This window comes from Erwinia sp. AK-PDG3-5 (assembly GCF_056821705.1).
The window spans coordinates 3271952-3293154 of record NZ_CM165967.1 but is presented as its reverse complement, the minus strand read 5'-3'; the positions used below and the strand labels follow the sequence as shown (position 1 = coordinate 3293154).

Sequence of the window (21203 nt, the reverse complement as noted above, 5' to 3'; positions counted from 1 at the left end):
ATGAACTTACACGAATATCAGGCAAAACAGTTGTTTGCACGGTATGGTTTACCGGCACCAACCGGCTATGCCTGCACCACTCCACGTGAAGCTGAAGAAGCCGCCTCAAAGATTGGCGCCGGTCCGTGGGTAGTGAAATGTCAGGTTCATGCCGGAGGCCGCGGTAAAGCGGGCGGTGTGAAGGTAGTGAAGAGCAAGGAAGAGATCCGTGCTTTCGCTGAACACTGGCTGGGCAAACGCCTGACCACCTATCAGACTGACGCCAATGGCCAGCCGGTAAACCAGATCCTGGTTGAAGCGGCAACGGATATCGACCAGGAACTCTACCTGGGTGCCGTGGTTGACCGTGCGACGCGTCGCGTGGTGTTTATGGCCTCGACCGAAGGCGGCGTGGAAATTGAGAAAGTGGCGGAAGAAACCCCGCACCTGATCCACCAGATGGCGCTGGATCCATTGACCGGTCCTCAGCCTTATCAGGGCCGCGAGCTGGCCTTCAAACTGGGTCTGACCGGTAAGCAGGTTGGCCAGTTCACCAAGATCTTTATGGGTCTGGCCACGCTGTTCCTGGAGCGCGATCTGGCACTGGTTGAGATCAACCCGCTGGTAATCACCAAGCAGGGCGATCTGATCTGCCTCGACGGCAAACTGACTGCGGATGGCAATGCTCTGTTCCGTCAGCCGGAACTGCGTGAAATGCGCGATCCAAGCCAGGAAGATGCCCGTGAAGCGCAGGCTGCACAGTGGGAACTGAACTATGTGGCACTGGAAGGCAACATCGGTTGTATGGTCAACGGCGCAGGCCTGGCGATGGGTACCATGGACATCGTTAAGCTGAGCGGCGGCCAGCCTGCTAACTTCCTTGACGTTGGCGGCGGCGCAACCAAAGAGCGCGTAACCGAAGCATTCAAAATCATCCTGTCGGACGACGCGGTGAAAGCGGTATTTGTAAACATTTTCGGCGGCATCGTACGCTGCGACCTGATTGCTGATGGCATCATCGGCGCGGTTGAAGAAGTCGGTGTTAACGTGCCAGTGGTGGTGCGTCTGGAAGGTAACAATGCCGAGCTGGGTGCCAAAAAACTGGCAGACAGCGGTCTGAACATCATTGCAGCAACCAGCCTGAGTGACGCGGCGCAGCGCGTTGTTGCCGCAGCGGAGGGTAAATAATGTCCATTTTGATCGATAAGAACACCAAAGTAATCTGCCAGGGCTTCACCGGTGGCCAGGGAACTTTCCACTCCGAGCAGGCGCTGGCCTATGGCACGCAGCTGGTTGGCGGCGTAACGCCAGGTAAAGGCGGCACCGAGCATCTGGGTCTGCCGGTGTTCAACACCGTGCGTGAAGCGGTAGAAGCGACGGGCGCAACCGCCTCGGTCATCTACGTTCCTGCTCCGTTCTGTAAAGACGGTATCCTGGAAGCGATCGAAGCGGGCATCAAGCTGATCATCACCATCACCGAAGGCATTCCTACCCTGGATATGCTGACGGTGAAAGTGAAGCTGGATGAAGCTGGCGTGCGTATGATTGGCCCGAACTGCCCAGGTGTGATCACCCCTGGCGCCTGCAAAATCGGCATCATGCCGGGTCACATTCACCAGCCGGGCCGTATCGGCATCGTTTCACGTTCCGGTACCCTGACGTATGAAGCCGTTAAGCAGACCACAGACATCGGCTACGGCCAGTCTACCTGCGTCGGTATCGGTGGTGACCCGATCCCAGGTTCAAACTTCATTGATATCCTGAAACTGTTCCAGGAAGATCCACAGACCGAAGCAATTGTGATGATCGGTGAAATCGGCGGTAGCGCGGAAGAAGAAGCGGCAGCCTTTATTAAAGAGCACGTCACTAAGCCGGTTGTCGGTTACATCGCGGGCGTGACTGCGCCGAAAGGCAAGCGTATGGGCCATGCTGGCGCCATCATCGCGGGCGGCAAAGGTACCGCAGACGAGAAGTTTGCCGCGCTGGAAGCTGCAGGCGTGAAAACCGTGCGTAGCCTGGCCGATATCGGCGACGCGGTTAAAGCGGTTCTGCCGAAATAACTGACGCTTTCTGGAATACCCTCAAAGGCCACCTTCGGGTGGCCTTTTTAATGCGTTGAAAAAAAAGTGATGCCAAAGCGGGTGCAGCACAGGCAAAGCTGAGAAACCTGACTAAGATTAGGGAAGCTGGAGGCGTTAATTTTTATCAGAAACTATTACTTAATTATTTCAAAATAGAGTTCAGTTAAAACAATAAATTAACAACTTCACACCTCTACCACACCAACAGGCCACTAAACTTTAATTAAGATCAAATAAGTGCGATCTAAATCAATTCTTAAAGCTGGCTAAGAAAAAGGTTTTTCGATTAAATTGCTCTGCATCAATACGGGCGTCTCATGCAATATTAGAAAAACCCGTATCTGGTTAAATAAAATAAATCTGGTATCACAAATTCTTTACTTTCAGCAAGGTAAAACCGCAAGGCTTATCGCCTTGATGATGCGGAAACCTGTGTGTTTAATTGGATTAAAATACTGGTACTGACCGGTATCACGGATACTCAGCCGTGCTTACCGCGTCATCACCCACGTGTGTGGAGCAAGGAGTCAAGATGTTTGATATTGTCGAACTATCGCGCTTACAGTTTGCTCTGACAGCCATGTACCATTTCCTGTTCGTTCCATTAACGCTCGGTATGGCGTTTCTGTTGGCGATCATGGAAACGGTCTATGTGCTTTCAGGCAAGCAAATCTATAAAGATATGACCAAGTTCTGGGGCAAGCTATTTGGCATTAACTTTGCGCTGGGCGTGGCAACCGGGCTGACCATGGAGTTCCAGTTCGGAACCAACTGGTCTTATTACTCTCACTATGTCGGGGATATCTTTGGCGCACCGTTGGCCATTGAAGGCCTGATGGCATTCTTCCTCGAATCCACCTTCGTCGGGCTGTTCTTCTTTGGCTGGGATCGCCTGGGCAAAGTTCAGCATATGGCCGTGACCTGGCTGGTGGCGTTGGGGTCAAACCTCTCCGCACTGTGGATCCTGGTGGCGAATGGCTGGATGCAGAATCCGGTCGCCTCCGAATTCAACTTTGAAACCATGCGTATGGAAATGGTCAGCTTCTCCGAGCTGATCTTAAACCCTGTCGCGCAGGTGAAGTTCGTGCACACCGTGGCTGCCGGCTATACGTGTGGCGCGATGTTCATCCTCGGTATCAGTGCCTACTATCTGCTGCGCGGACGCGACATCGCCTTTGCGAAACGCTCCTTTGCCATTGCCGCCAGTTTCGGTATGGCTGCCATTCTCTCGGTGATCGTGCTGGGTGATGAATCCGGTTACGAAATCGGTGACGTGCAGAAAACCAAACTCGCCGCGATTGAAGCCGAATGGGAAACACAGCCGGCGCCTGCCGCGTTCACGCTTTTTGGGATTCCCGATCAGGAAGCGCAGGAAAATAAATACGCCATTCAAATTCCGTGGGCGCTGGGGCTGATTGCTACCCGCTCGGTGGACAAGCAAGTCACCGGCCTGAAAGAGTTAATGGGTCAGCATGAAGTGCGTATCCGCAACGGGATGAAGGCCTACAGCCTGCTGGAGCAACTGCGTTCCGGGAATAAAGATCCTGCTGTGCGCACCGAATTTAACGATGTGAAGAAAGATCTGGGTTACGGGCTGCTGCTGAAGCGCTACACGCCAAACGTGGCGGATGCCAGCGAAGCGCAAATCCAACAGGCCACTAAAGACTCAATTCCACGCGTGGCTCCACTGTACTTCTCCTTCCGTATTATGGTCGGCGCGGGCGTGCTGATGCTGCTGATTATCGGTGGATCCTTCTGGACCGTGATCCGTAACCGCATTGGTAAGAGTACCTTCCTGTTGAAATGCGCGTTGTACGGCATTCCGCTGCCGTGGATTGCCATCGAATCGGGCTGGTTTGTCGCTGAATACGGTCGTCAGCCGTGGGCCATCGGTGAAGTGCTGCCAACTGCGGTCGCCAACTCCTCGCTGACCGTGGGCGATCTGCTGTTCTCGATGATCCTGATCTGCGGTCTGTATACGCTGTTCCTGGTGGCTGAAATGTATCTGATGTTCAAGTTTGCGCGCCTCGGGCCAAGCAGCCTGAAGACCGGACGCTATCACTTCGAACAGTCCAGTATTGCTGCGCGTGATGCTCAGACAGGAGTCCTTCAATGATCACTTATGAACTGTTGCGTTTCGTCTGGTGGGCACTGATTGGCGTGTTGCTGATTGGATTCGCCGTTGCCGACGGATTCGATATGGGCGTGGGCATGCTGACCCGTATTCTTGGGCGCACCGATACTGAACGTCGCATTATGATCAACAGCATCGCGCCACACTGGGACGGTAACCAGGTCTGGCTGATCACCGCAGGTGGGGCGCTGTTTGCCGCCTGGCCAACGGTGTATGCCGCTGCGTTCTCCGGCTTCTATGTGGCGATGATTCTGGTGCTCGCCTCGCTGTTCTTCCGGCCAATCGGCTTTGACTACCGTTCAAAACTGGAAGACAACCGCTGGCGTGGCATGTGGGACTGGGCGATCTTTATCGGCAGCTTTGTGCCACCGTTAGTGATTGGCGTGGCCTTCGGCAATCTGCTGCAGGGCGTGCCGTTCCATATGGATGAGTATCTGCGCCTGTTCTATACCGGCAACTTCTTCCAGTTGCTCAATCCGTTTGCGCTGCTGGCCGGGATTGTCAGCCTCACCATGATCCTCACGCAGGGTGCGACCTACCTGCAGATGCGCACCGTCGGCGAGCTGCATGTGCGTTCGCGCCTTGCCGCGCAGATTTCGGCATTGGTGATGGTGGTGTGCTTCGTGCTGGCGGGCGTCTGGGTGATGTATGGCATCGACGGTTATGCCGTCACCAGCGTGCTGGATCACAACGCGGCGTCAAACCCATTGGGCAAAGAAGTGGTGCGTGAAGCGGGTGCCTGGATGGTCAACTTCAATAAAACACCGCAGCTGTGGATCATTCCTGCGCTGGGCGTGGTGCTGCCGCTATTGACCATTTTGTGTTCGCGACTGGAGAAAGGAGCCTGGGCGTTTATTTTCTCTTCCTTAACGCTGGCCTGTGTGATCCTCACAGCGGGCGTTGCCATGTTCCCGTTCATCATGCCGTCAAGCACGATGCCAAATATGAGCCTGACCATGTGGGATAGCACTTCAAGCCTGTTGACGCTGAAAATCATGACCGTTGCCGCGATGATCTTCGTACCAATTATCCTGGCCTACACAACCTGGTGTTACTACAAAATGTTCGGTCGTCTGACCAAAGAGCAGATTGAAAACAACACCCATTCTCTCTATTAATTGAGGAGCTGAACAATGTGGTATTTTGCCTGGATCCTCGGCACCTTGCTGGCCTGCGCGTTCGGCATTATTACAGCGCTGGCAATTGAGCATATCGAAGATAGCGAAGTGAAAGAGAAACGCTGATGGGGCAGGGGATAACTCGCCTCTATCAGTGGATGGATAAGAGCCCGTTACGGGCTCTTTCATTGCTGATGGCCTTGCTGCTGGCAGGCTGTATGTTCTGGGATCCGAAACGGTTCGCGGCCAACAGCAGCTCACTGGAAATCTGGCAGGGATTATTGATGATGTGGGCGGTGTGCACCTGGGTGATCCATGGGGTTGGTTTTCGGCCTCGTCGACTGCGCTGGCAGGCATTTTTCTCACCTCTTCCTGCCTGGATCGTGCTGATTTTTGGTCTGGCCTTCTTATTTTCCTAAGCTTACTCAGGCGAAGTCTCACTTCGCCTGCCTTCCCTCACCGCCAAAACCGCCTTTTTCCTTAGATTACGTCAAGAAACGTCCAGGATTTGTCCGTATTTCCTCCGGTTTGTTTCCAAACAATAATTATTTTCTTTCCCCTCTGGCAACCCATTCCAAAGGCGTATGCTCTTGCGTATAGTAGCAGCGTTTAAAGCATTACCGGGATGTAGAGTGAGTACAACGCTGTTTCGATGGCCGGTTCGTGTCTACTACGAAGACACCGATGCCGGTGGTGTGGTTTACCATGCCAGCTATGTCGCGTTTTATGAACGGGCACGAACTGAAATGTTGCGCCAGCACCATTTCAACCAACAGGCTTTGCTGGAACAGCAGGTCGCGTTTGTCGTGCGTCGGATTACGGTCGATTACCTTGCAGCTGCCCGCCTTGACGATCTTCTCGAGGTGCAGTGTGAAGTGGTAAGCATGACCAGAACGACCATGACTTTCGCACAACGTATTGTGAATGCAGAAGGACGGACGCTGAACGAAGCGGAAGTGCTGATCGCCTGCATCAATCCACATCTAATGAAGCCCATTGCGCTTCCCAAGTCTATTGTCGCGGAGTTCAAGCAGTGACTGACATGAACATTCTTGATTTGTTCCTGAAGGCGAGCCTTCTGGTCAAACTTATCATGTTGATTTTGATTGGTTTTTCTATCGCCTCATGGGCAATCATTATTCAACGCACGCGCATCCTGAATGCCGCCGGGCGTGATGCTGATGCATTCGAAGACAAGTTCTGGTCGGGGATCGAACTGTCTCGCCTGTATCAGGAAAGCCAGGCTCGTCGTGACGAGCTCGGGGGCTCTGAACAAATTTTCTATTCGGGCTTCAAAGAGTTTGCCCGACTGCACCGTGCCAATAACCATGCGCCAGAAGCGGTGGTTGAAGGCGCAACGCGTGCGATGCGCATCTCGCTGAACCGTGAAATGGAAGCGCTGGAAAACCACATTCCCTTCCTGGGAACCGTGGGCTCCATCAGTCCTTATATCGGTCTGTTCGGTACCGTCTGGGGCATCATGCATGCCTTTATCGCGCTGGGCGCGGTGAAGCAGGCCACCTTGCAGATGGTGGCGCCGGGTATTGCAGAAGCGCTGATCGCCACGGCTATCGGTCTGTTTGCGGCGATCCCAGCCGTTATGGCTTACAACCGCCTTAATCAGCGCGTGAATAAGCTGGAACAGAATTACGATAACTTTATGGAAGAGTTCACGGCTATTCTGCATCGTCAGGCGTTCTCCAGCGAGAACACCAAGTAAGAGCTGAGGTTAGCATGGCCAGAACTCGTGGTCGCGGCGGTCGCCGTGAGATGAAGTCCGAGATCAACATTGTTCCACTGCTGGACGTTTTGCTGGTGCTGCTGCTGATTTTCATGGCAACCGCACCGATCATTACCCAGAGCGTGGAAGTGGATCTGCCGGATGCGACAGATTCAAAAACCGTTTCCAGTGACGATAATCCGCCAGTGATCGTAGAAGTGGCGGGCGTGGGACAGTACAGCCTGGTGGTCGATCACGATCGGATGGAGCAGCTGCCACCTGAGCAGGTAGTCGCCGAAGCTCAGCGCCGTATTGAGGCGAATCCGAAGACGGTATTCCTGATCGGTGGGGCGAAAGATGTGCCTTACGACGAGATCATTAAGGCGCTCAACTTGCTGCATCAGGCAGGCGTTAAGTCTGTCGGATTAATGACGCAGCCGATTTAATTCATTCGAACCGTTTTTGGGAATCGAGAGTGTCGAAGGCAACCGAGCAAAACGATAAGTTAAAACGAGCGATTATCTTTTCAGTCATCCTGCATGTGCTTGTCATTGCGGTACTGATCTGGAGCTCTTTTGACGAACACATCGACGCGAGCAGCGGCGGTGGCGGTGGTGATATCGATGCCGTCATGGTCGATCCTGGTGCGATCGTTGATCAGTATAATCGGCAACAGAATCAGCAAAGCGACAGTAAGCGGGCTGACAATCAGCGTAAGAAGCAGGCGCAACAGCAGGCTGAAGAGCTGCAACAGAAGCAGGCCGCTGAGCAGCAGCGTTTGAAACAGCTGGAAAAAGAGCGTCTGCAAGCCCAGCAGGATGCGAAGCAGCAAGCGGCTGCGCAGGCTGCCGAGCAGAAGCAGGCTCAGGACGCAGCGAAGCAGGCACAGGAAGAGCAAAAGCAGGCTGAAATGGCCGCCGCTAAAGCGAAGTCCGATGCCAAAGCGCAGGCTGATGCTCAGGCTAAATCGGCCGCTGAAGCACAGAAAAAAGCGGAAGCAGACGCTAAACAGGCGGCTGCAGACGCACAGAAAAAAGCCGAAGCTGAAGCCAAAAAAGTGGCAGCCGAAGCCAAAAAGCAGGCTGACGCTGAGGCCAAAGAAGCTGCCGCTGAAGCCGCCAAGGTAAAAGCGGCCGCCGATGCGAAGGCGAAAGCCACCGCTGACGCGAAAGCCAAAGCGGCGGAAGAGGCTAAAGAAGCGAAAGCTGCTGCCGCGAAACAAGCCGCAGAAGCGAAAGAGAAAGCCGCTGAAGAGGCGAAAGCCAAAGCAGAGGCTTCTGCAAAAGCGAAAGCAGACGCCGCGGCGAAAGCCAAAGCCGCTGCCGACGCCAAGAAAAAAGCTGCCGCTGATGCCGCGAAAGACACCAGCGATGTTGATGATTTACTGGGAGGACTCAGCTCTGGCAAGAACGCGCCGAAGCAGGGTAAATCCGGTGGCGCTGCCGCAGGGCAGGGTAATCAGAAAAAAGCGGGCGCATCAGGGGCTGCAATTGATAGTTATATCGGCCAGGTTCAGGCGGCTATCCAGAGTAAGTTCTATGATTCGGACACGTTCAAAGGCAGAACGTGTGATATTCACATCAAGATCATGTCCGATGGCACCTTAGTTTCCGCCACCGCGGCTGGGGGCGATGCTGCACTGTGTCAGGCGGCAATTAATGCTGCCCGCATGGCAAGAATGCCTAAACCGCCGAGTGCGGAAGTTTATCAGGCAGTTAAAGATGCAACGTTAGAATTCAAGCCATAAGAATTCGGTAACATCCGGCAAGTTGAACTATGGTCAACTTGCCGTACTCTATAGATGCATTATTGGTTCGTTTGAACACTGCTAATTATCGTGGACGTTGCGTTCAGGTAAGGGAGAAAAGATGAAGCAGGCATTTCGTGTAGCAATGAGTTTTTTACTGCTGTTTGTCGCTGTAGCGCATGCAGAAGTTCGCATTGAAATTACCCAGGGTGTGAACACCGCGCGTCCAATTGGCGTGGTTCCATTCAAATGGGCCGGCCCGGGTGCCGCACCTGAAGATATCGGTGGCATCGTTGCCGCTGATTTACGTAACAGTGGTAAATTCAACCCGTTAGATCGTGCACGTCTGCCTCAGCAGCCAACCACAGCAGCTGAAGTTCAGCCTGCTGCCTGGACCGCGCTGGGTATCGATGCCGTGGTTGTCGGTCAGGTTCAGCCTGGCGCCGACGGCAGCTACCTGGTTTCTTACCAGCTGGTGGATACCTCGGGTAATCCGGGTGCCATTCTGGCGCAGAACCAGTATAAGGTGACCAAACAGTGGTTACGTTATGCGGCGCATACTGCCAGTGATGAAGCCTTTGAGAAGCTGACCGGCATTAAAGGGGCTTTCCGCACCCGTATTGCGTATGTCGTGCAGACCAACGGCGGTCAGTTCCCGTATGAACTGCGCGTCTCTGACTACGACGGTTACAACCAGAACACCGTGCACCGTTCACCACAGCCGCTGATGTCTCCGGCCTGGTCTAAAGACGGTAGCAAGCTGGCTTACGTGACTTTCGAAAGCGGTAAATCAGCCCTGGTAGTCCAGACTCTGGCGAACGGCGCGATCAAACAGGTTGCTTCCTTCCCGCGTCACAACGGTGCACCGGCCTTCTCCCCAGACGGGACGAAGTTAGCCTTTGCGCTGTCCAAGACCGGTAGCCTGAATCTGTACGTGATGGACCTGGCGTCAGGCCAGATCAATCAGCTGACAGACGGTCGTTATAACAGTACTGAACCCACCTGGTTCCCGGACAGCCAGAGCCTGGCTTACACTTCGGATCAGGCAGGTCGACCACAAATTTATAAAATCAGTGCAAGTGGCGGTACCGCACAGCGTCTGACCTGGGAAGGCGGACAGAATCAGGATGCGGACGTGAGCTCTGATGGTAAATCACTGGTGATGATTAGCACCAACGGCGGTGCTCAACACGTCGCCAGACAAGATCTGGAAACGGGAGCCGTTCAACAATTAACGGACACGTTCCTGGATGAAACGCCAAGCCTCGCACCAAATGGCACCATGGTAATCTACAGCTCTACTCAGGGTATGGGATCCGTATTGCAGTTGGTTTCGACTGATGGGCGTTTCAAAGCGCGTCTTCCGGCAACTGATGGACAGGTAAAATTCCCTGCCTGGTCGCCGTATCTGTGATGCATATGTAAATATGTATGGCTAACAATAATAGGATTGTAGAAATGCAACTGAACAAAGTGCTGAAAGGCTTAATGCTGGCACTGCCAGTAATCGCAGTGGCTGCTTGTAGCTCACACAAAAACAATAACAACGACCAGACCAACGGTATGGGCGATGGCGCTAACGCTAATAGCGGCATGAACAGCGGCAACATGTCATCTGATGAGCAGGCTCGCCTGCAGATGCAGGAACTGCAGAAAAACAACATCGTTTACTTCGGCCTGGACAAGTATGACATCCAGTCTGAGTTCGCACAGATGCTGGATGCTCACGCTAACTTCCTGCGTAGCAACCCATCTTACAAAGTGACTGTTGAAGGTCATGCGGATGAGCGCGGTACACCAGAGTACAACATCGCCCTGGGCGAACGTCGTGCTACTGCTGTTAAAATGTACCTGCAGGGTAAAGGTGTTTCTGCTGACCAGATCTCTATCGTTTCTTACGGTAAAGAGAAGCCAGCTGTACTGGGTCATGACGAATCAGCGTATGCTAAAAACCGTCGTGCCGTACTGGTATACTAAGAGAATCACATGATTAGTAACTTCAGACTTCACGTGTTGGGTCTGTCGTTACTGGTTGGCGTAGCGGCCCCCTGGGCCGCTAATGCCCAGGCGTCAATCAGTAACGTTGGCTCAGGCTCGGTCGAAGACCGTGTCACAACTCTTGAGCGTATCTCCAATGCTCAGGCGCAACTTCTTCAGCAACTTCAGCAACAGCTCTCCGACTCACAGCGCGATGTCGACTCACTCCGTGGTCAGATTCAAGAAAATCAGTACCAAATGAATCAGATGACTGAGCGTCAGAAAAGCATGTACCAGCAGATTGATACGCTAAGCAATGGTGGTGGCAATGCCAACGCACAGGCTCAGGGTGCTTCTGGTGATGCCGCTGCTGCTGCCGGTGGTGCTGCAGCCGATAATGCCGCAAACGGCAACAGCGCAGCGTCAGGGGCCTCTGCGGCACCTGTGCAAAGCGGGGATGCTAACACTGATTACAATGCTGCGGTCGCGCTGGTTCTTGAAAAGAAACAGAACGAACAGGCAATCAGTGCATTTCAGGCTTTTGTGAAGAAATATCCGGATTCTACTTATCAGCCCAATGCCAATTACTGGTTGGGACAGTTGAATTACAACAAAGGCAAGAAAGACGACGCGGCGTATTATTTCGCTACTGTGGTCAAAAACTACCCGAAATCACCAAAGAGTCCTGATGCGTTGTATAAGGTTGGGGTGATCATGCAGGAGAAGGGCGACACGGCGAAAGCCAAAGCCGTTTACCAGCAAGTGTCCAAACTTTATCCAAACAGTGATGCAGCGAAAAATGCCGCAAAACGGGCAGCTGCGCTCTAAGTGACCAGCTTTGACCGGATATTGCCGTATTTCTGGTCTTTGCGGACGAAAGGTAGTCAGTTGAACAAGTTATCTGAAAATAGTGGTTGCGCTGAATCGGTAAATCAGTAATATATGCCGCCGTTGCAGGGACATATGTGAAAACGTTCTGGCAGCGCAAAAGTGGGTCGTTAGCTCAGTTGGTAGAGCAGTTGACTTTTAATCAATTGGTCGCAGGTTCGAATCCTGCACGACCCACCACTTTCAAAGTAGTAACAAGTGTTAAGCGTGAGGGATTTGAACCTGCAGCAGGTTCGAGTTGAGCGAAGCGAAACAACGTTGCCATAAGCAACGGGCCGATAGGCCGAGGCGTAGCCGAGTTATCCTGCACGACCCACCACTTTAAAGCAGTATCCAGTAGCAAGCAGTAACCGCTCGATGCGGGTCGTTAGCTCAGTTGGTAGAGCAGTTGACTTTTAATCAATTGGTCGCAGGTTCGAATCCTGCACGACCCACCATTAAGCCTTAATAGCGCAAGTGTTTAAGCAGGCATCGAAGTGAAGAGTTACCGCGAAAGCGGGTCGTTAGCTCAGTTGGTAGAGCAGTTGACTTTTAATCAATTGGTCGCAGGTTCGAATCCTGCACGACCCACCAATGTTAAGAAGGCGCCCTAAAGGCGCCTTTTTGCTTTCTGCGATTCGTGAAGGATTTGAACCTGCAGCAGGTCGAGTCGAACGCAGTGAGACAGCGTTGCGACAGCAACGACCCGAAGGGCGAGGCGTAGCCGAGTCATCCTGCACGACCCACCAATGTTAAGAAGGCGCCCTAAAGGCGCCTTTTTGCTTTCTGCGATTCGTGAAGGATTTGAACCTGAAGCAGGTCGAGTCGAACGCAGTGAGACAGCGTTGCGACAGCAACGACCCGAAGGGCGAGGCGTAGCCGAGTCATCCTGCACGACCCACCAATGTTAAGAAGGCGCCCTAAAGGCGCCTTTTTGCTTTCTGCGATTTATAAAAATGTAGGTTGAAGGGCAGGTTGCCTGCGTGGCCCGGAATCCCGGTCAGGGAGAGAAGGTTGAACGCAAAGTCGCCGTGAACCCATCCTTGGGGGCTTAGCGGCGACATCCCTGTCGCCGAAGACTCGCTATCAACCTTCTCTCCCTTCCCCTAAGCTTCAGTATCGACTGCTTGATTGTGGACACACAGGTCACAACCCTTTGCATGAACATGCGTTTGACCTGTGCATCCACCAAGCCCAATCAACGACACCAATGCGATTGGGTGGCGGCATAGAGTGCCTTAGCCCAGTGTCTGCGGCAGGGATGCCGCAGCCAAGCCTCCAGGGATGGATTCACGGCGTCTCGGATAAGGCACTCTATGCTGACGCCATACCACCGCGCTCGCCCTTGACCTGTGCGTCCACCAAGCCCAATCAACGACGAAAATGTTATTGGGGCGCTCTATGCTGACGCCTTACCCCCGAACTCCGGTTTTGACCTCAATCCCTCAATCCCTCAATCCCTTTAGCCCTCAAGCCTTCCCCGGCGCAAGATTCTTCCAGATATGCATCACCGCATAACTTCGCCACGGGCGCCAGGCCTGTGATAACCGCTCGGCTTCCTTCGCCGTTACGCCACCCAGATTCTTTCTGACCACCACATCTCCGGCAGGGAATGCGTCCGGCCAACGCAGCGCCCGCATCGCAATATAATGCGCGGTCCACTCCCCGATGCCCGGTTGAGCCACCAACAATGCGATCGCGCGATCCGGATCGGTGCCCGCATCCAACTTCAGCTCACCCCGATTGTAGGCTTGCGCAATGGCTATCAGCGTCCGTGAACGTGCGCTGACGATCCCGAGGCTCGCCACTTCATCCAGCGTCGCCACCCCTATCCTCGCCGCTTGTGGTGACAGCTGAGTAAGCTCAGGGAAGGGCGTCTTGATCGCCTCGCCAAAGGCCTCTGCAAAACGACCACCAATGGTGGTGGCAGCTTTCACGGTGATCTGCTGACCGAGAATGGCCCTGACCACCATTTCAAAACCATCAAATGCGCCAGGTACCCGCAATCCCGCATCTTTCGTCAGACTGTCCCGCAACAGCGGATCCTGCTCAAGATGGGCGGCAATCAGATCGGGGTGGGCATCGAGATCAAAAAGATTCTTCAACCGACGCAACAGCGCAGGTAACACCGGCGTCAACGAATGGGTAAACTCGACCTGTAATCCGTGCTTCTTATCAGACTGTGTGACCCGAACCCATCCGGTATGCTCGCCCAGACGCACGGTACGCGTATAACTTTGATTATCCACACTCTCCACGCCTTTAATGGCACGAAGCCGCAGAAAGGCTAACAGGGCGGTCCAGTTGAATGGCGGACGATAGCTCAACAACAGCGTCGAGGTCTCACTGCTGATAAAATGACCCGTTTCGCTGGCTTCTTTGCGTAACCGGCTCGGCGGCATTCGATACTGACGGCTGAACACCTCGTTGAAGCGGCGCAAACTGGCAAATCCACTGGCATATGCCACCTCAGTGACCGGCAGCGTGGTTTCGGTCAATAGCTGCTTTGCCAGCAGTAAACGACGGGTCTGCCTGAGCTCAAGCGGCGAAACGCCCAACTCTTTCTGCACAATGCGCCGCATCTGACGTGAACTGAGCGAAAACTGCGCTGCAATCTCTTCCAGACTGTCGATATCCTCAACCAAACCCTCTTCAATCCGCTGGATCAGCAAATCGGCAATCCGGTGACTGCTGTCAACCGGCGCATTCCCCGGCGCCAGTTCCGGACGACAGCGCAGGCAAGGGCGAAAGGCGGCCTTTTCTGCCGCTTCAGCACTGTCAAAGAACAGACAATTCACCTCAAGCGGCGGCTTAACCGGACAGACAGGCCGACAATAAATGCCGGTAGACGTCACGCCGACGTAAAACACCCCATCAAAACGCACATCCCGGGAGGTCAGTGCCCGGTAAGCAACCTGTTTATCAATCATCATCATTCCCGACTCGCTGGCTTTTATGCCAGGTTAAGGGCAATTTGCTGCCCTCGCTAGCCGTTTTCGGACAGCTAACGTATTTCAACCTGATGTCCGAAAACGGCTAGCGTAGCGTTTCTTCTCACGGATAATAGACGTAATCTCAGCAAAACATCGTGATACAGGAAGAAGACTGATGAGCTATTTCTGCAAAGTAATGCCTTCACCCGTGGGCGCCCTGACGCTGATTGCCAGCGATCTCGGCCTGACGGCGATCCTCTGGCAGGATCACAACCCAAATCGCGTGCGTTTACCGGCTATGCAGGAAGATCCGACGCATCCGGTGCTGGTGGAAACCGAGCGTCAGCTGAATGAGTATTTTGCCGGGACGCGCACCACCTTCACCATGACGCTGGATTTTGTCGGTACCGAATTCCAGAAAAAAGTCTGGCAGGCGCTGGTGGCCATTCCGTTTGGGGAAACGCGTAGCTATGCCGATATCGCCCGCGATATTGGCCACCCGAAGGCGGTCAGAGCGGTCGGCGCGGCCAACGGTAAAAATCCAATCTCGATTATTGCTCCCTGTCATCGGGTGATTGGATCGAATGGCAAGCTGACCGGATTTGCCGGCGGTCTTGAGGTTAAAGCCTTCCTGCTGAAGATAGAAACGGCGAAGCAGGGCGAGGCAGAATTCACCCTGAAGTGATCGGGCTCACATCCTGAGTTCTCAGCGAAAAACTGAGCGACACCGGCGACTATTTCGGCTATCGTGTTTAGCATATAAAACAAACCGACCACGGGTCGGCGCGGAAAGGCCATTTTCCGCTAATTTGGTTAAGTTAAAGAAACGAGAGCCGCGATATGAGCCTGATGTTCGATCCCGAAACCGCTGTTTATCCCTTCCCGCCGAAACCTGCCCGTCTCACCCAGGATGAAAAGCAGATTTATCGGGAGAAAATCAAACGGTTACTTAAAGAACGCAACGCAGTGATGGTTGCTCATTACTATACCGATCCGGAAATTCAGGCGCTGGCAGAAGAGACCGGCGGCTGCGTCGCCGATTCGCTGGAAATGGCCCGCTTTGGCAGCCAGCACTCTGCCAGCACCTTGCTGGTGGCTGGCGTACGGTTTATGGGCGAGACGGCCAAAATCCTCAGCCCGGAAAAAACCATCCTGATGCCAACCCTTCAGGCGGAATGTTCCCTCGATCTCGGCTGCCCCATCGACGAATTCAACCGTTTCTGTGACCAGCATCCCGACCGTACCGTGGTGGTGTATGCCAATACCTCGGCAGCCGTCAAGGCTCGCGCTGACTGGGTGGTCACCTCAAGCATTGCCGTAGAACTGATTGAACATCTTGATAGCCTGGGTGAGAAAATCATCTGGGCACCGGATCGTCACCTTGGCCAGTACGTTACCCGCCAAACCGGGGCCGATATCCTGTGCTGGCAGGGCGCATGTATTGTCCATGACGAGTTCAAAACTCAGGCCTTGCAACGCATGAAGGCACTTTATCCAGATGCGGCGGTGCTGGTTCACCCGGAATCTCCGCAGGCGATTGTGGATCTGGCGGATGCGGTTGGCTCGACCAGCCAGCTGATCCAGGCAGCCAAAACCCTGCCTAACCCACAGATGATTGTGGCGACCGATCGCGGCATCTTTTATAAAATGCAGCAGGCGTGCCCGGACAAAGAGCTGCTGGAAGCGCCAACAGCGGGCGAGGGCGCAACCTGCCGCACCTGTGCACACTGTCCGTGGATGGCGATGAATGGCCTGAAGGCCATTGCCGATGGCCTGGAACAGGGCGGCAGCCAGCATGAAATTCATGTCGATGCGGCGCTACGTGAAGGCGCATTGATCTCGTTGAACCGTATGCTAACCTTTGCAGCAAGTTTAAAAGGCTAATCGTTGCTTTTCTGCTGCGGACACAGGTGCCAATATGGATTTTTTTAGCACGCATAATATTCTGGTTCACATCCCCCTTGGGACCGGTGGTTACGATCTTTCGTGGATTGAAGCCATTGGTACCGTGGCGGGCCTGCTTTGTATCTGGCTTGCCAGTCTTGAGAAAATCAGTAACTACGCCTTTGGCCTGATTAACGTCACGCTGTTTGCGGTCATTTTCTTCCAGATCCAACTTTACGCCAGCCTGCTGTTGCAGCTGTTCTTCTTTGTCGCCAACATCTACGGCTGGTATGCGTGGAGCAGGCAAACGACGGATAACCAACAGGCGCTGCAAATCCGCTGGATGAGCTTGCCGAAAGCCATTGGCTGGCTGCTGGTGTGCGTGGTGGCGATTGGCCTGATGACGCTGTACATCAACCCGGTCTTTGCCTGGCTGACGAAAATTGCGGTGACGGTAATGCAGGGCGTGGGTCTGTCGGTCGCCATGCCGGAATTGCAGCCCGATGCGTTCCCGTTCTGGGACTCCTGCCTGATGGTGTTGTCGATTGTGGCGATGATCCTGATGACGCGGAAATACGTCGAGAACTGGCTGCTGTGGGTGATTATTAACGTGATTAGCGTGATGATCTTCGCGCGCCAGGGCGTCTACGCCATGTCGCTGGAATATGCCATCCTGACGCTGATTGCCCTGAACGGTTGCTGGCTGTGGATTAAAAGCGCCCGCGAACAGGGTTCACGCGCGCTTTCCTCTTAGTGATGATGGTGGGCATGCTCATGCCCACCCTTTCCCCAACTCAGTTCACAGTCGCCATCATCACAACTCTGATATTCCATCTGCACCGTCGCATGTTCAATCTGATAATGGTCATGCAGCCAGTCGTGGATGCGGTGCAGTAACGCATCGTGATCGTAAGGCGGAATGACGTGAACGTGCAGCGTCATCACCGGCTTCTCACCGACCTGCCACAAATGAATATGATGCACATTGCGGATCTCCGGGATGCCCTGCGTCAGCGCCCGCTTCAACTTGTCGACATCCAGTGAAGGAGGCGCGCCTTCCAACAACTCATGAATACTCTCTTTCATCAGCGCCCAGGCACTGCGTAACACCAGCACCGAAACCAGAATCGACAGGATCGGGTCAATCGGCGTCCAGCCGGTGTAAATGATGATTAACGCTGCGGCGATGGCGCCGACAGAACCCAGCAAATCCCCCAACACATGCAGCGCCGCGGCGCGCACGTTGAGGTTCTTTTCTTCACTGCCACGATGCAACAGCCAGAAAGAGAGCAGATTGGCCAGCAGACCCGCCACGGCAACGGTCAGCATAAAGCCGCCCGCCACGGGTTCCGGATGACGGAAACGAACGATCGCTTCCCAGACAATCAACACGGTGATCACCACCAGCGCGATGGCGTTGACGAAAGCCGCCAGGGTGGTCAGACGAAGCAGGCCAAAGGTGTGGCGAGCATTGGGTTTGCGTTGGGCAAACTGTACCGCCAGCAGGGCCATCAGCAGAGCGGCCGCATCGGTAAGCATATGTCCGGCGTCCGCCAACAGCGCCAGCGAGCCAGAGAGTATGCCGCCGGCCACTTCAGCCACCATAAAGACGGCGGTAACGAGAAAGGCTGCCAGCAGGCGGGTACGGTTGCCCGTGCCTTCAGAATGGGTGTGCGCCATAAGATTCCAGTTCAGTGAGTAAACTTTCTGTTAATGATATCAATAGATTCAGTTCGGTAGCAGGCTGTTGCTGTGCCCGGCACTGCCCAATAATGTGCTGACAGCGATTTTCACCCTCGGCATAGCCTAGCATTTGCCAGCTTCCCTTCAGACGATGGGCGGCTTTTTCGGCTTTTTCCCAATCTTGTTCCTTCAGCGCGGTGACCAGCCTGGTGCTGTCTTCCCGTAGGGTCTGCTGCAGTGTTTTCTGCAATTTGCTGAAGAAGGCGTGGTCATGACCGGCCAGATCCCACAGGCGCTGGCTAACATCGGCAAATACGACCTCGGTGCCCGCGGTGAGCAGCGGCTCAATTTCGTTCAGGGTTACCGGTTTCAGCAACACCTTATCGGTCAGCGCCGCCACCTGTGGGCTGGCCAGGATATCGGCATCGGCCGAACACATCACAATGCGGCAGCGCCGGGCGGTGTTACGCTCACCACGACGAATGATTTTTGCCAGCGTTATGCCATCCGGGTGCGGCATGCTGTAGTCAATAAACAGCAGGTCATACACGCCGCCCGCAGCGAGAAAAGCCCGGCCATCAGGATAGCAGTCGGCTTCAATGCCAAACCAGGCCAGCTGCTGCTGCATCACCAGCAGATTGGTGGGGTGATCGTCGACCACCGCCACACGCTGCACGTTTGGCGTACCTCCCGGCGAGCGAACGGGGGCCGGTTCATTAATGGCAGGATCGCTGGTGACGATCTGCAAAGGCAGAAACACCGTCAGCGTGGTCCCTTGATGCGGTGTGGATGCCAGTAGGATCTCTCCGCCCATCCTGGCGACGATCTCTTTGCAAATCGACAGGCCAAGACCGCTGCCCTGCACGGAAAGCTGGCGGCCGGAAGGCGTCTGATACCAGGGCTCAAACAGCCTTATCTGCTCCTCTGCAGGAATGCCGCTACCGCTGTCGATCACCTGTAAGCGCAGGCGATCGTTTTCCGTCGCCAGGGTGACGCGAATCTCACCCTCGCGGGTAAATTTGATCGCATTGCTGATCAGGTTATTGGCAATCTGCTGCAGCCGTTGCCCATCAATCATGATCAGCGCGGGTAACGGCGGAAGGGTTTCGACGCGGAACAGCGGTCCGTTATTTCGCATCAACGGGTGATAAAAATCTGCCAGCCGGCTGAGCCATTTGGCCGGATCGAGCGGCTGCGGCACCAGGGTAAAACTGTTGCTCTCCAGCTTGGCGTGATCCTGCAGATCGTTCAGCAAGGTCAGCAGTGTGGAGGCGCTGCTGTGGATCACGTTGAGGTTTTTGCTGGCAGGCGTGCGGGACACTTCCACTTCCAGCAGACCCAGAATCGCCTGCATCGGCGTGCGCAACTCGTGGCTGACGGTGGCCAGAAACTGGCTTTTCATCTGATTGGCCCGCTCGGCCTCTTCACGCTCCAGCTCCAGCTGGCGGCGCTGCAGCCGTTCACGGCGCTGTTCCAGATAACGTCGAATCAACAGCACAAGTAAAAAGACAATGGCAAATAACGCGGCGATCAGCACAAATAACGAGATGGGTCGCATGCTGTTTTCAGCGCCTTCCGAAAGCACCGAACTGTTGTTACTCCAGGTCTCTCTCATCCGTTGCTGCGTATCGGTGGGGATTTGCTGCAGGCTGGTGTTCAACAGGGTTCTTAACAGCGGGAACGCCGGGCTGACGCCCAATGTGATTGGCCAGGCGGTGTCGCTGGCGGCAAAAGCCAGGCGTAACGCGTCACTATAGCGGGACTGAATCAGCCAGCGGGCCGAAATGACATTGTCTACCAGCGCATCGATCTGTCCGTTAGCCAGCGCGTCATACAGCGTTTTGCTGTCTTCAAAGGGCACCACAGTGATGCCTGCGGGTATCAGCCCCAGTGCGATATCCCCGCGACGGATGCCGACTTTCAAGCCCTGAAGCTGCTGCCAGCCGGTCGCCGGGCGCGACATCTGCCCCACATACACGCCCCAAAGCGCACGCCAGATTGGCAGCGTATTGCTGCGCATCGCATCGTCGCCGGTCAGGGGCAGCGTCAACTGAATCATCGCCCGTCCCTGATCGACCAGCGCCTGCGCTTGTTGCGCATTGCTCACCCACCAGGGTTGAAAACGCAGCCCGGTGTTCTGACCGATAATATTCAGCAGCTCGACGCTGTAGCCACTCGGTTGACCGTTGGCCGCCCGGTAACTCCAGGGATAGTCATCGCCGATCGCCGCATAGGTCACAACCGGATGTTGCGTGATCCAGCTGCGCTCCATCGGGGTTAAGTGGGCGGTGTTGGTGTCCTGATAACGCGGTAACTGGCTGCTCCAGCGGCCCTGAATGCCGTTAATCACCTCCATCGGGAGCTGACGGATGGCCATATCCAGCCGTTCGGTTAATGCTGGCTGGGTGGTAATGGCCTGCAGACGCAGTTCACCCGGATCGAGCGGCGAGGCCAGTTGATAAATTTGCCCCTGTTGCAGCTGATTGAGCAGAAACCCGGCGCTGGTCTCATCGGCGACCACATAATCACTTTTATTATTCAGCAAGGCATACAGCGCCTGCAGATCGTTATCCACCACCTGCCAGTGATGCTGGCGGGCAAATGCCGGATCGATCAGCGCAAGAGCCGATTTGCTGATGGTGATTTGAGCATCAGTGGAGTTGAACATCACCGGCCGCAGATTTTCGCGGCTGCGGTAAATGCGCAGCGGGCTGGTAAACCACGGCTGGGTGGCACTCATGCCTTTTTCCAGCCTTTGCTGTGGCACGCCGAAGGCGATGTCCAGCTTACCGTGTTGCAGTGCCTGCTGCAGTGCCTGCCAGTCCGGGTAATCCTCTACCTGAAACTTCATGCCGGTGGTTTGCGTCAGCGCCACCAGATAGTCAGCATTAATACCGTAGAGATCCTGGCCAACCACCATATTCCACGGCGTGCTGTTGTCGCGCAGGATGCCCGCCCGTAATGGCTTATCCTGCCACTGCGACGACTGATCCAGCGGCATCATTTCCTGCGGCATCAGCACGCTGCTGATTGGCCGCAACGCGGCGGCAACCGGCAGGCAAAGCAACAGCATAACAGCC

At 54.7% G+C, this 21203-nt stretch carries 19 protein-coding genes, 3 tRNA genes and 3 other RNA genes; 22 read left to right on the top strand and 3 right to left on the bottom strand.

Going from position 1 to position 21203, the window contains the following annotated elements; all coding sequences use genetic code 11:
• From sucC to AC1UKS_RS15175, 19 genes are all read left to right on the top strand, one after another.
• Entirely contained in the window at positions 1 to 1167 is a 1167-nt protein-coding gene (gene sucC / locus AC1UKS_RS15265; RefSeq protein WP_013201326.1) for an ADP-forming succinate--CoA ligase subunit beta, read from the top strand.
• Entirely contained in the window at positions 1167 to 2039 is an 873-nt protein-coding gene (sucD, locus tag AC1UKS_RS15260; RefSeq protein ID WP_013201327.1) for a succinate--CoA ligase subunit alpha, read from the top strand. Before sucC ends, sucD begins: the two co-directional genes overlap by 1 nt.
• Before the next feature lie 553 nt (positions 2040 to 2592).
• Positions 2593 to 4176, top strand: coding sequence for a cytochrome ubiquinol oxidase subunit I (gene cydA, locus AC1UKS_RS15255; protein ID WP_013201328.1), 1584 nt, complete (start codon positions 2593 to 2595; stop codon positions 4174 to 4176).
• A complete protein-coding gene (gene cydB, locus AC1UKS_RS15250) occupies positions 4173 to 5312 on the top strand; it encodes a cytochrome d ubiquinol oxidase subunit II (RefSeq protein WP_482434333.1) in 1140 nt (379 codons plus the stop codon). The genes cydA and cydB overlap by 4 nt, the downstream gene beginning before the upstream one ends.
• A 15-nt stretch (positions 5313 to 5327) precedes the next feature.
• Positions 5328 to 5438 (top strand): cytochrome bd-I oxidase subunit CydX, encoded by a 111-nt coding sequence (gene cydX / locus AC1UKS_RS15245; RefSeq protein WP_065762065.1) that lies wholly within the window; start codon positions 5328 to 5330, stop codon positions 5436 to 5438.
• Entirely contained in the window at positions 5438 to 5731 is a 294-nt protein-coding gene (ybgE, locus tag AC1UKS_RS15240; protein ID WP_482434332.1) for a cyd operon protein YbgE, read from the top strand. The genes cydX and ybgE overlap by 1 nt, the downstream gene beginning before the upstream one ends.
• A gap of 213 nt (positions 5732 to 5944) precedes the next feature.
• Entirely contained in the window at positions 5945 to 6349 is a 405-nt protein-coding gene (gene ybgC / locus AC1UKS_RS15235; RefSeq protein ID WP_013201331.1) for a tol-pal system-associated acyl-CoA thioesterase, read from the top strand.
• 5 nt (positions 6350 to 6354) lie between these two features.
• Entirely contained in the window at positions 6355 to 7032 is a 678-nt protein-coding gene (gene tolQ / locus AC1UKS_RS15230; protein WP_013201332.1) for a Tol-Pal system protein TolQ, read from the top strand.
• Between the two features lie 14 nt (positions 7033 to 7046).
• Positions 7047 to 7478 (top strand): colicin uptake protein TolR, encoded by a 432-nt coding sequence (tolR, locus tag AC1UKS_RS15225; RefSeq protein ID WP_013201333.1) that lies wholly within the window; start codon positions 7047 to 7049, stop codon positions 7476 to 7478.
• A 29-nt stretch (positions 7479 to 7507) separates the two neighbouring features.
• Positions 7508 to 8779, top strand: coding sequence for a cell envelope integrity protein TolA (tolA, locus tag AC1UKS_RS15220; protein WP_482434331.1), 1272 nt, complete (start codon positions 7508 to 7510; stop codon positions 8777 to 8779).
• 121 nt (positions 8780 to 8900) lie between these two features.
• Positions 8901 to 10193, top strand: a complete 1293-nt coding sequence (gene tolB, locus AC1UKS_RS15215) for a Tol-Pal system beta propeller repeat protein TolB (RefSeq protein ID WP_053146064.1) — start codon at positions 8901 to 8903, stop codon at positions 10191 to 10193.
• Between the two features lie 44 nt (positions 10194 to 10237).
• Positions 10238 to 10756 carry a peptidoglycan-associated lipoprotein Pal gene (gene pal, locus AC1UKS_RS15210; protein WP_013201336.1) on the top strand — a complete coding sequence of 173 codons (519 nt, stop codon included), beginning with the start codon at positions 10238 to 10240 and terminating at the stop codon, positions 10754 to 10756.
• 9 nt (positions 10757 to 10765) lie between these two features.
• Positions 10766 to 11584: a cell division protein CpoB gene (gene cpoB, locus AC1UKS_RS15205; protein ID WP_013201337.1), complete on the top strand. Its 819-nt coding sequence runs from the start codon at positions 10766 to 10768 to the stop codon at positions 11582 to 11584.
• Positions 11585 to 11748: 164 nt separating this feature from the next.
• Positions 11749 to 11824: transfer RNA gene (locus tag AC1UKS_RS15200), tRNA-Lys, on the top strand.
• Positions 11825 to 11837: 13 nt separating this feature from the next.
• Positions 11838 to 11963, top strand: a non-coding RNA gene (locus AC1UKS_RS15195) — RtT sRNA.
• A gap of 42 nt (positions 11964 to 12005) precedes the next feature.
• Positions 12006 to 12081 (top strand) — tRNA-Lys (locus AC1UKS_RS15190).
• A 60-nt stretch (positions 12082 to 12141) separates the two neighbouring features.
• A tRNA-Lys gene (locus tag AC1UKS_RS15185) sits at positions 12142 to 12217 on the top strand.
• A gap of 32 nt (positions 12218 to 12249) precedes the next feature.
• A non-coding RNA gene (locus tag AC1UKS_RS15180) (RtT sRNA) lies at positions 12250 to 12372 on the top strand.
• A gap of 32 nt (positions 12373 to 12404) precedes the next feature.
• Positions 12405 to 12527: non-coding RNA, RtT sRNA (locus AC1UKS_RS15175), on the top strand.
• 565 nt (positions 12528 to 13092) lie between these two features.
• Here the strand turns inward: AC1UKS_RS15175 and AC1UKS_RS15170 are convergent.
• The gene (locus AC1UKS_RS15170) at positions 13093 to 14553 is read right to left on the bottom strand and encodes an AlkA N-terminal domain-containing protein (protein ID WP_482437009.1); all 1461 of its coding nucleotides are present in this window, start codon (positions 14551 to 14553) and stop codon (positions 13093 to 13095) included.
• Positions 14554 to 14731: 178 nt separating this feature from the next.
• On the opposite strand from AC1UKS_RS15170, the gene AC1UKS_RS15165 reads away from it, so the two are divergent.
• From AC1UKS_RS15165 to pnuC, 3 genes are all read left to right on the top strand, one after another.
• On the top strand, positions 14732 to 15241 hold the full coding sequence (locus AC1UKS_RS15165) for a methylated-DNA--[protein]-cysteine S-methyltransferase (protein ID WP_482434330.1): 510 nt from the start codon (positions 14732 to 14734) through the stop codon (positions 15239 to 15241).
• Positions 15242 to 15396: 155 nt separating this feature from the next.
• The gene (gene nadA, locus AC1UKS_RS15160; RefSeq protein ID WP_265911759.1) at positions 15397 to 16440 is read left to right on the top strand and encodes a quinolinate synthase NadA; all 1044 of its coding nucleotides are present in this window, start codon (positions 15397 to 15399) and stop codon (positions 16438 to 16440) included.
• Between the two features lie 34 nt (positions 16441 to 16474).
• The gene (gene pnuC / locus AC1UKS_RS15155) at positions 16475 to 17194 is read left to right on the top strand and encodes a nicotinamide riboside transporter PnuC (RefSeq protein ID WP_482434327.1); all 720 of its coding nucleotides are present in this window, start codon (positions 16475 to 16477) and stop codon (positions 17192 to 17194) included.
• Here pnuC and zitB read toward each other — a convergent pair.
• Both zitB and AC1UKS_RS15145 read right to left on the bottom strand, forming a co-directional pair.
• Complete coding sequence (gene zitB, locus AC1UKS_RS15150) at positions 17191 to 18120, bottom strand: CDF family zinc transporter ZitB (protein ID WP_151037949.1); 930 nt, start codon at positions 18118 to 18120, stop codon at positions 17191 to 17193. The genes pnuC and zitB overlap by 4 nt on opposite strands.
• Entirely contained in the window at positions 18101 to 21196 is a 3096-nt protein-coding gene (locus tag AC1UKS_RS15145; RefSeq protein ID WP_482437008.1) for a hybrid sensor histidine kinase/response regulator, read from the bottom strand. Before AC1UKS_RS15145 ends, zitB begins: the two co-directional genes overlap by 20 nt.
• Positions 21197 to 21203 lie beyond the last annotated feature (7 nt).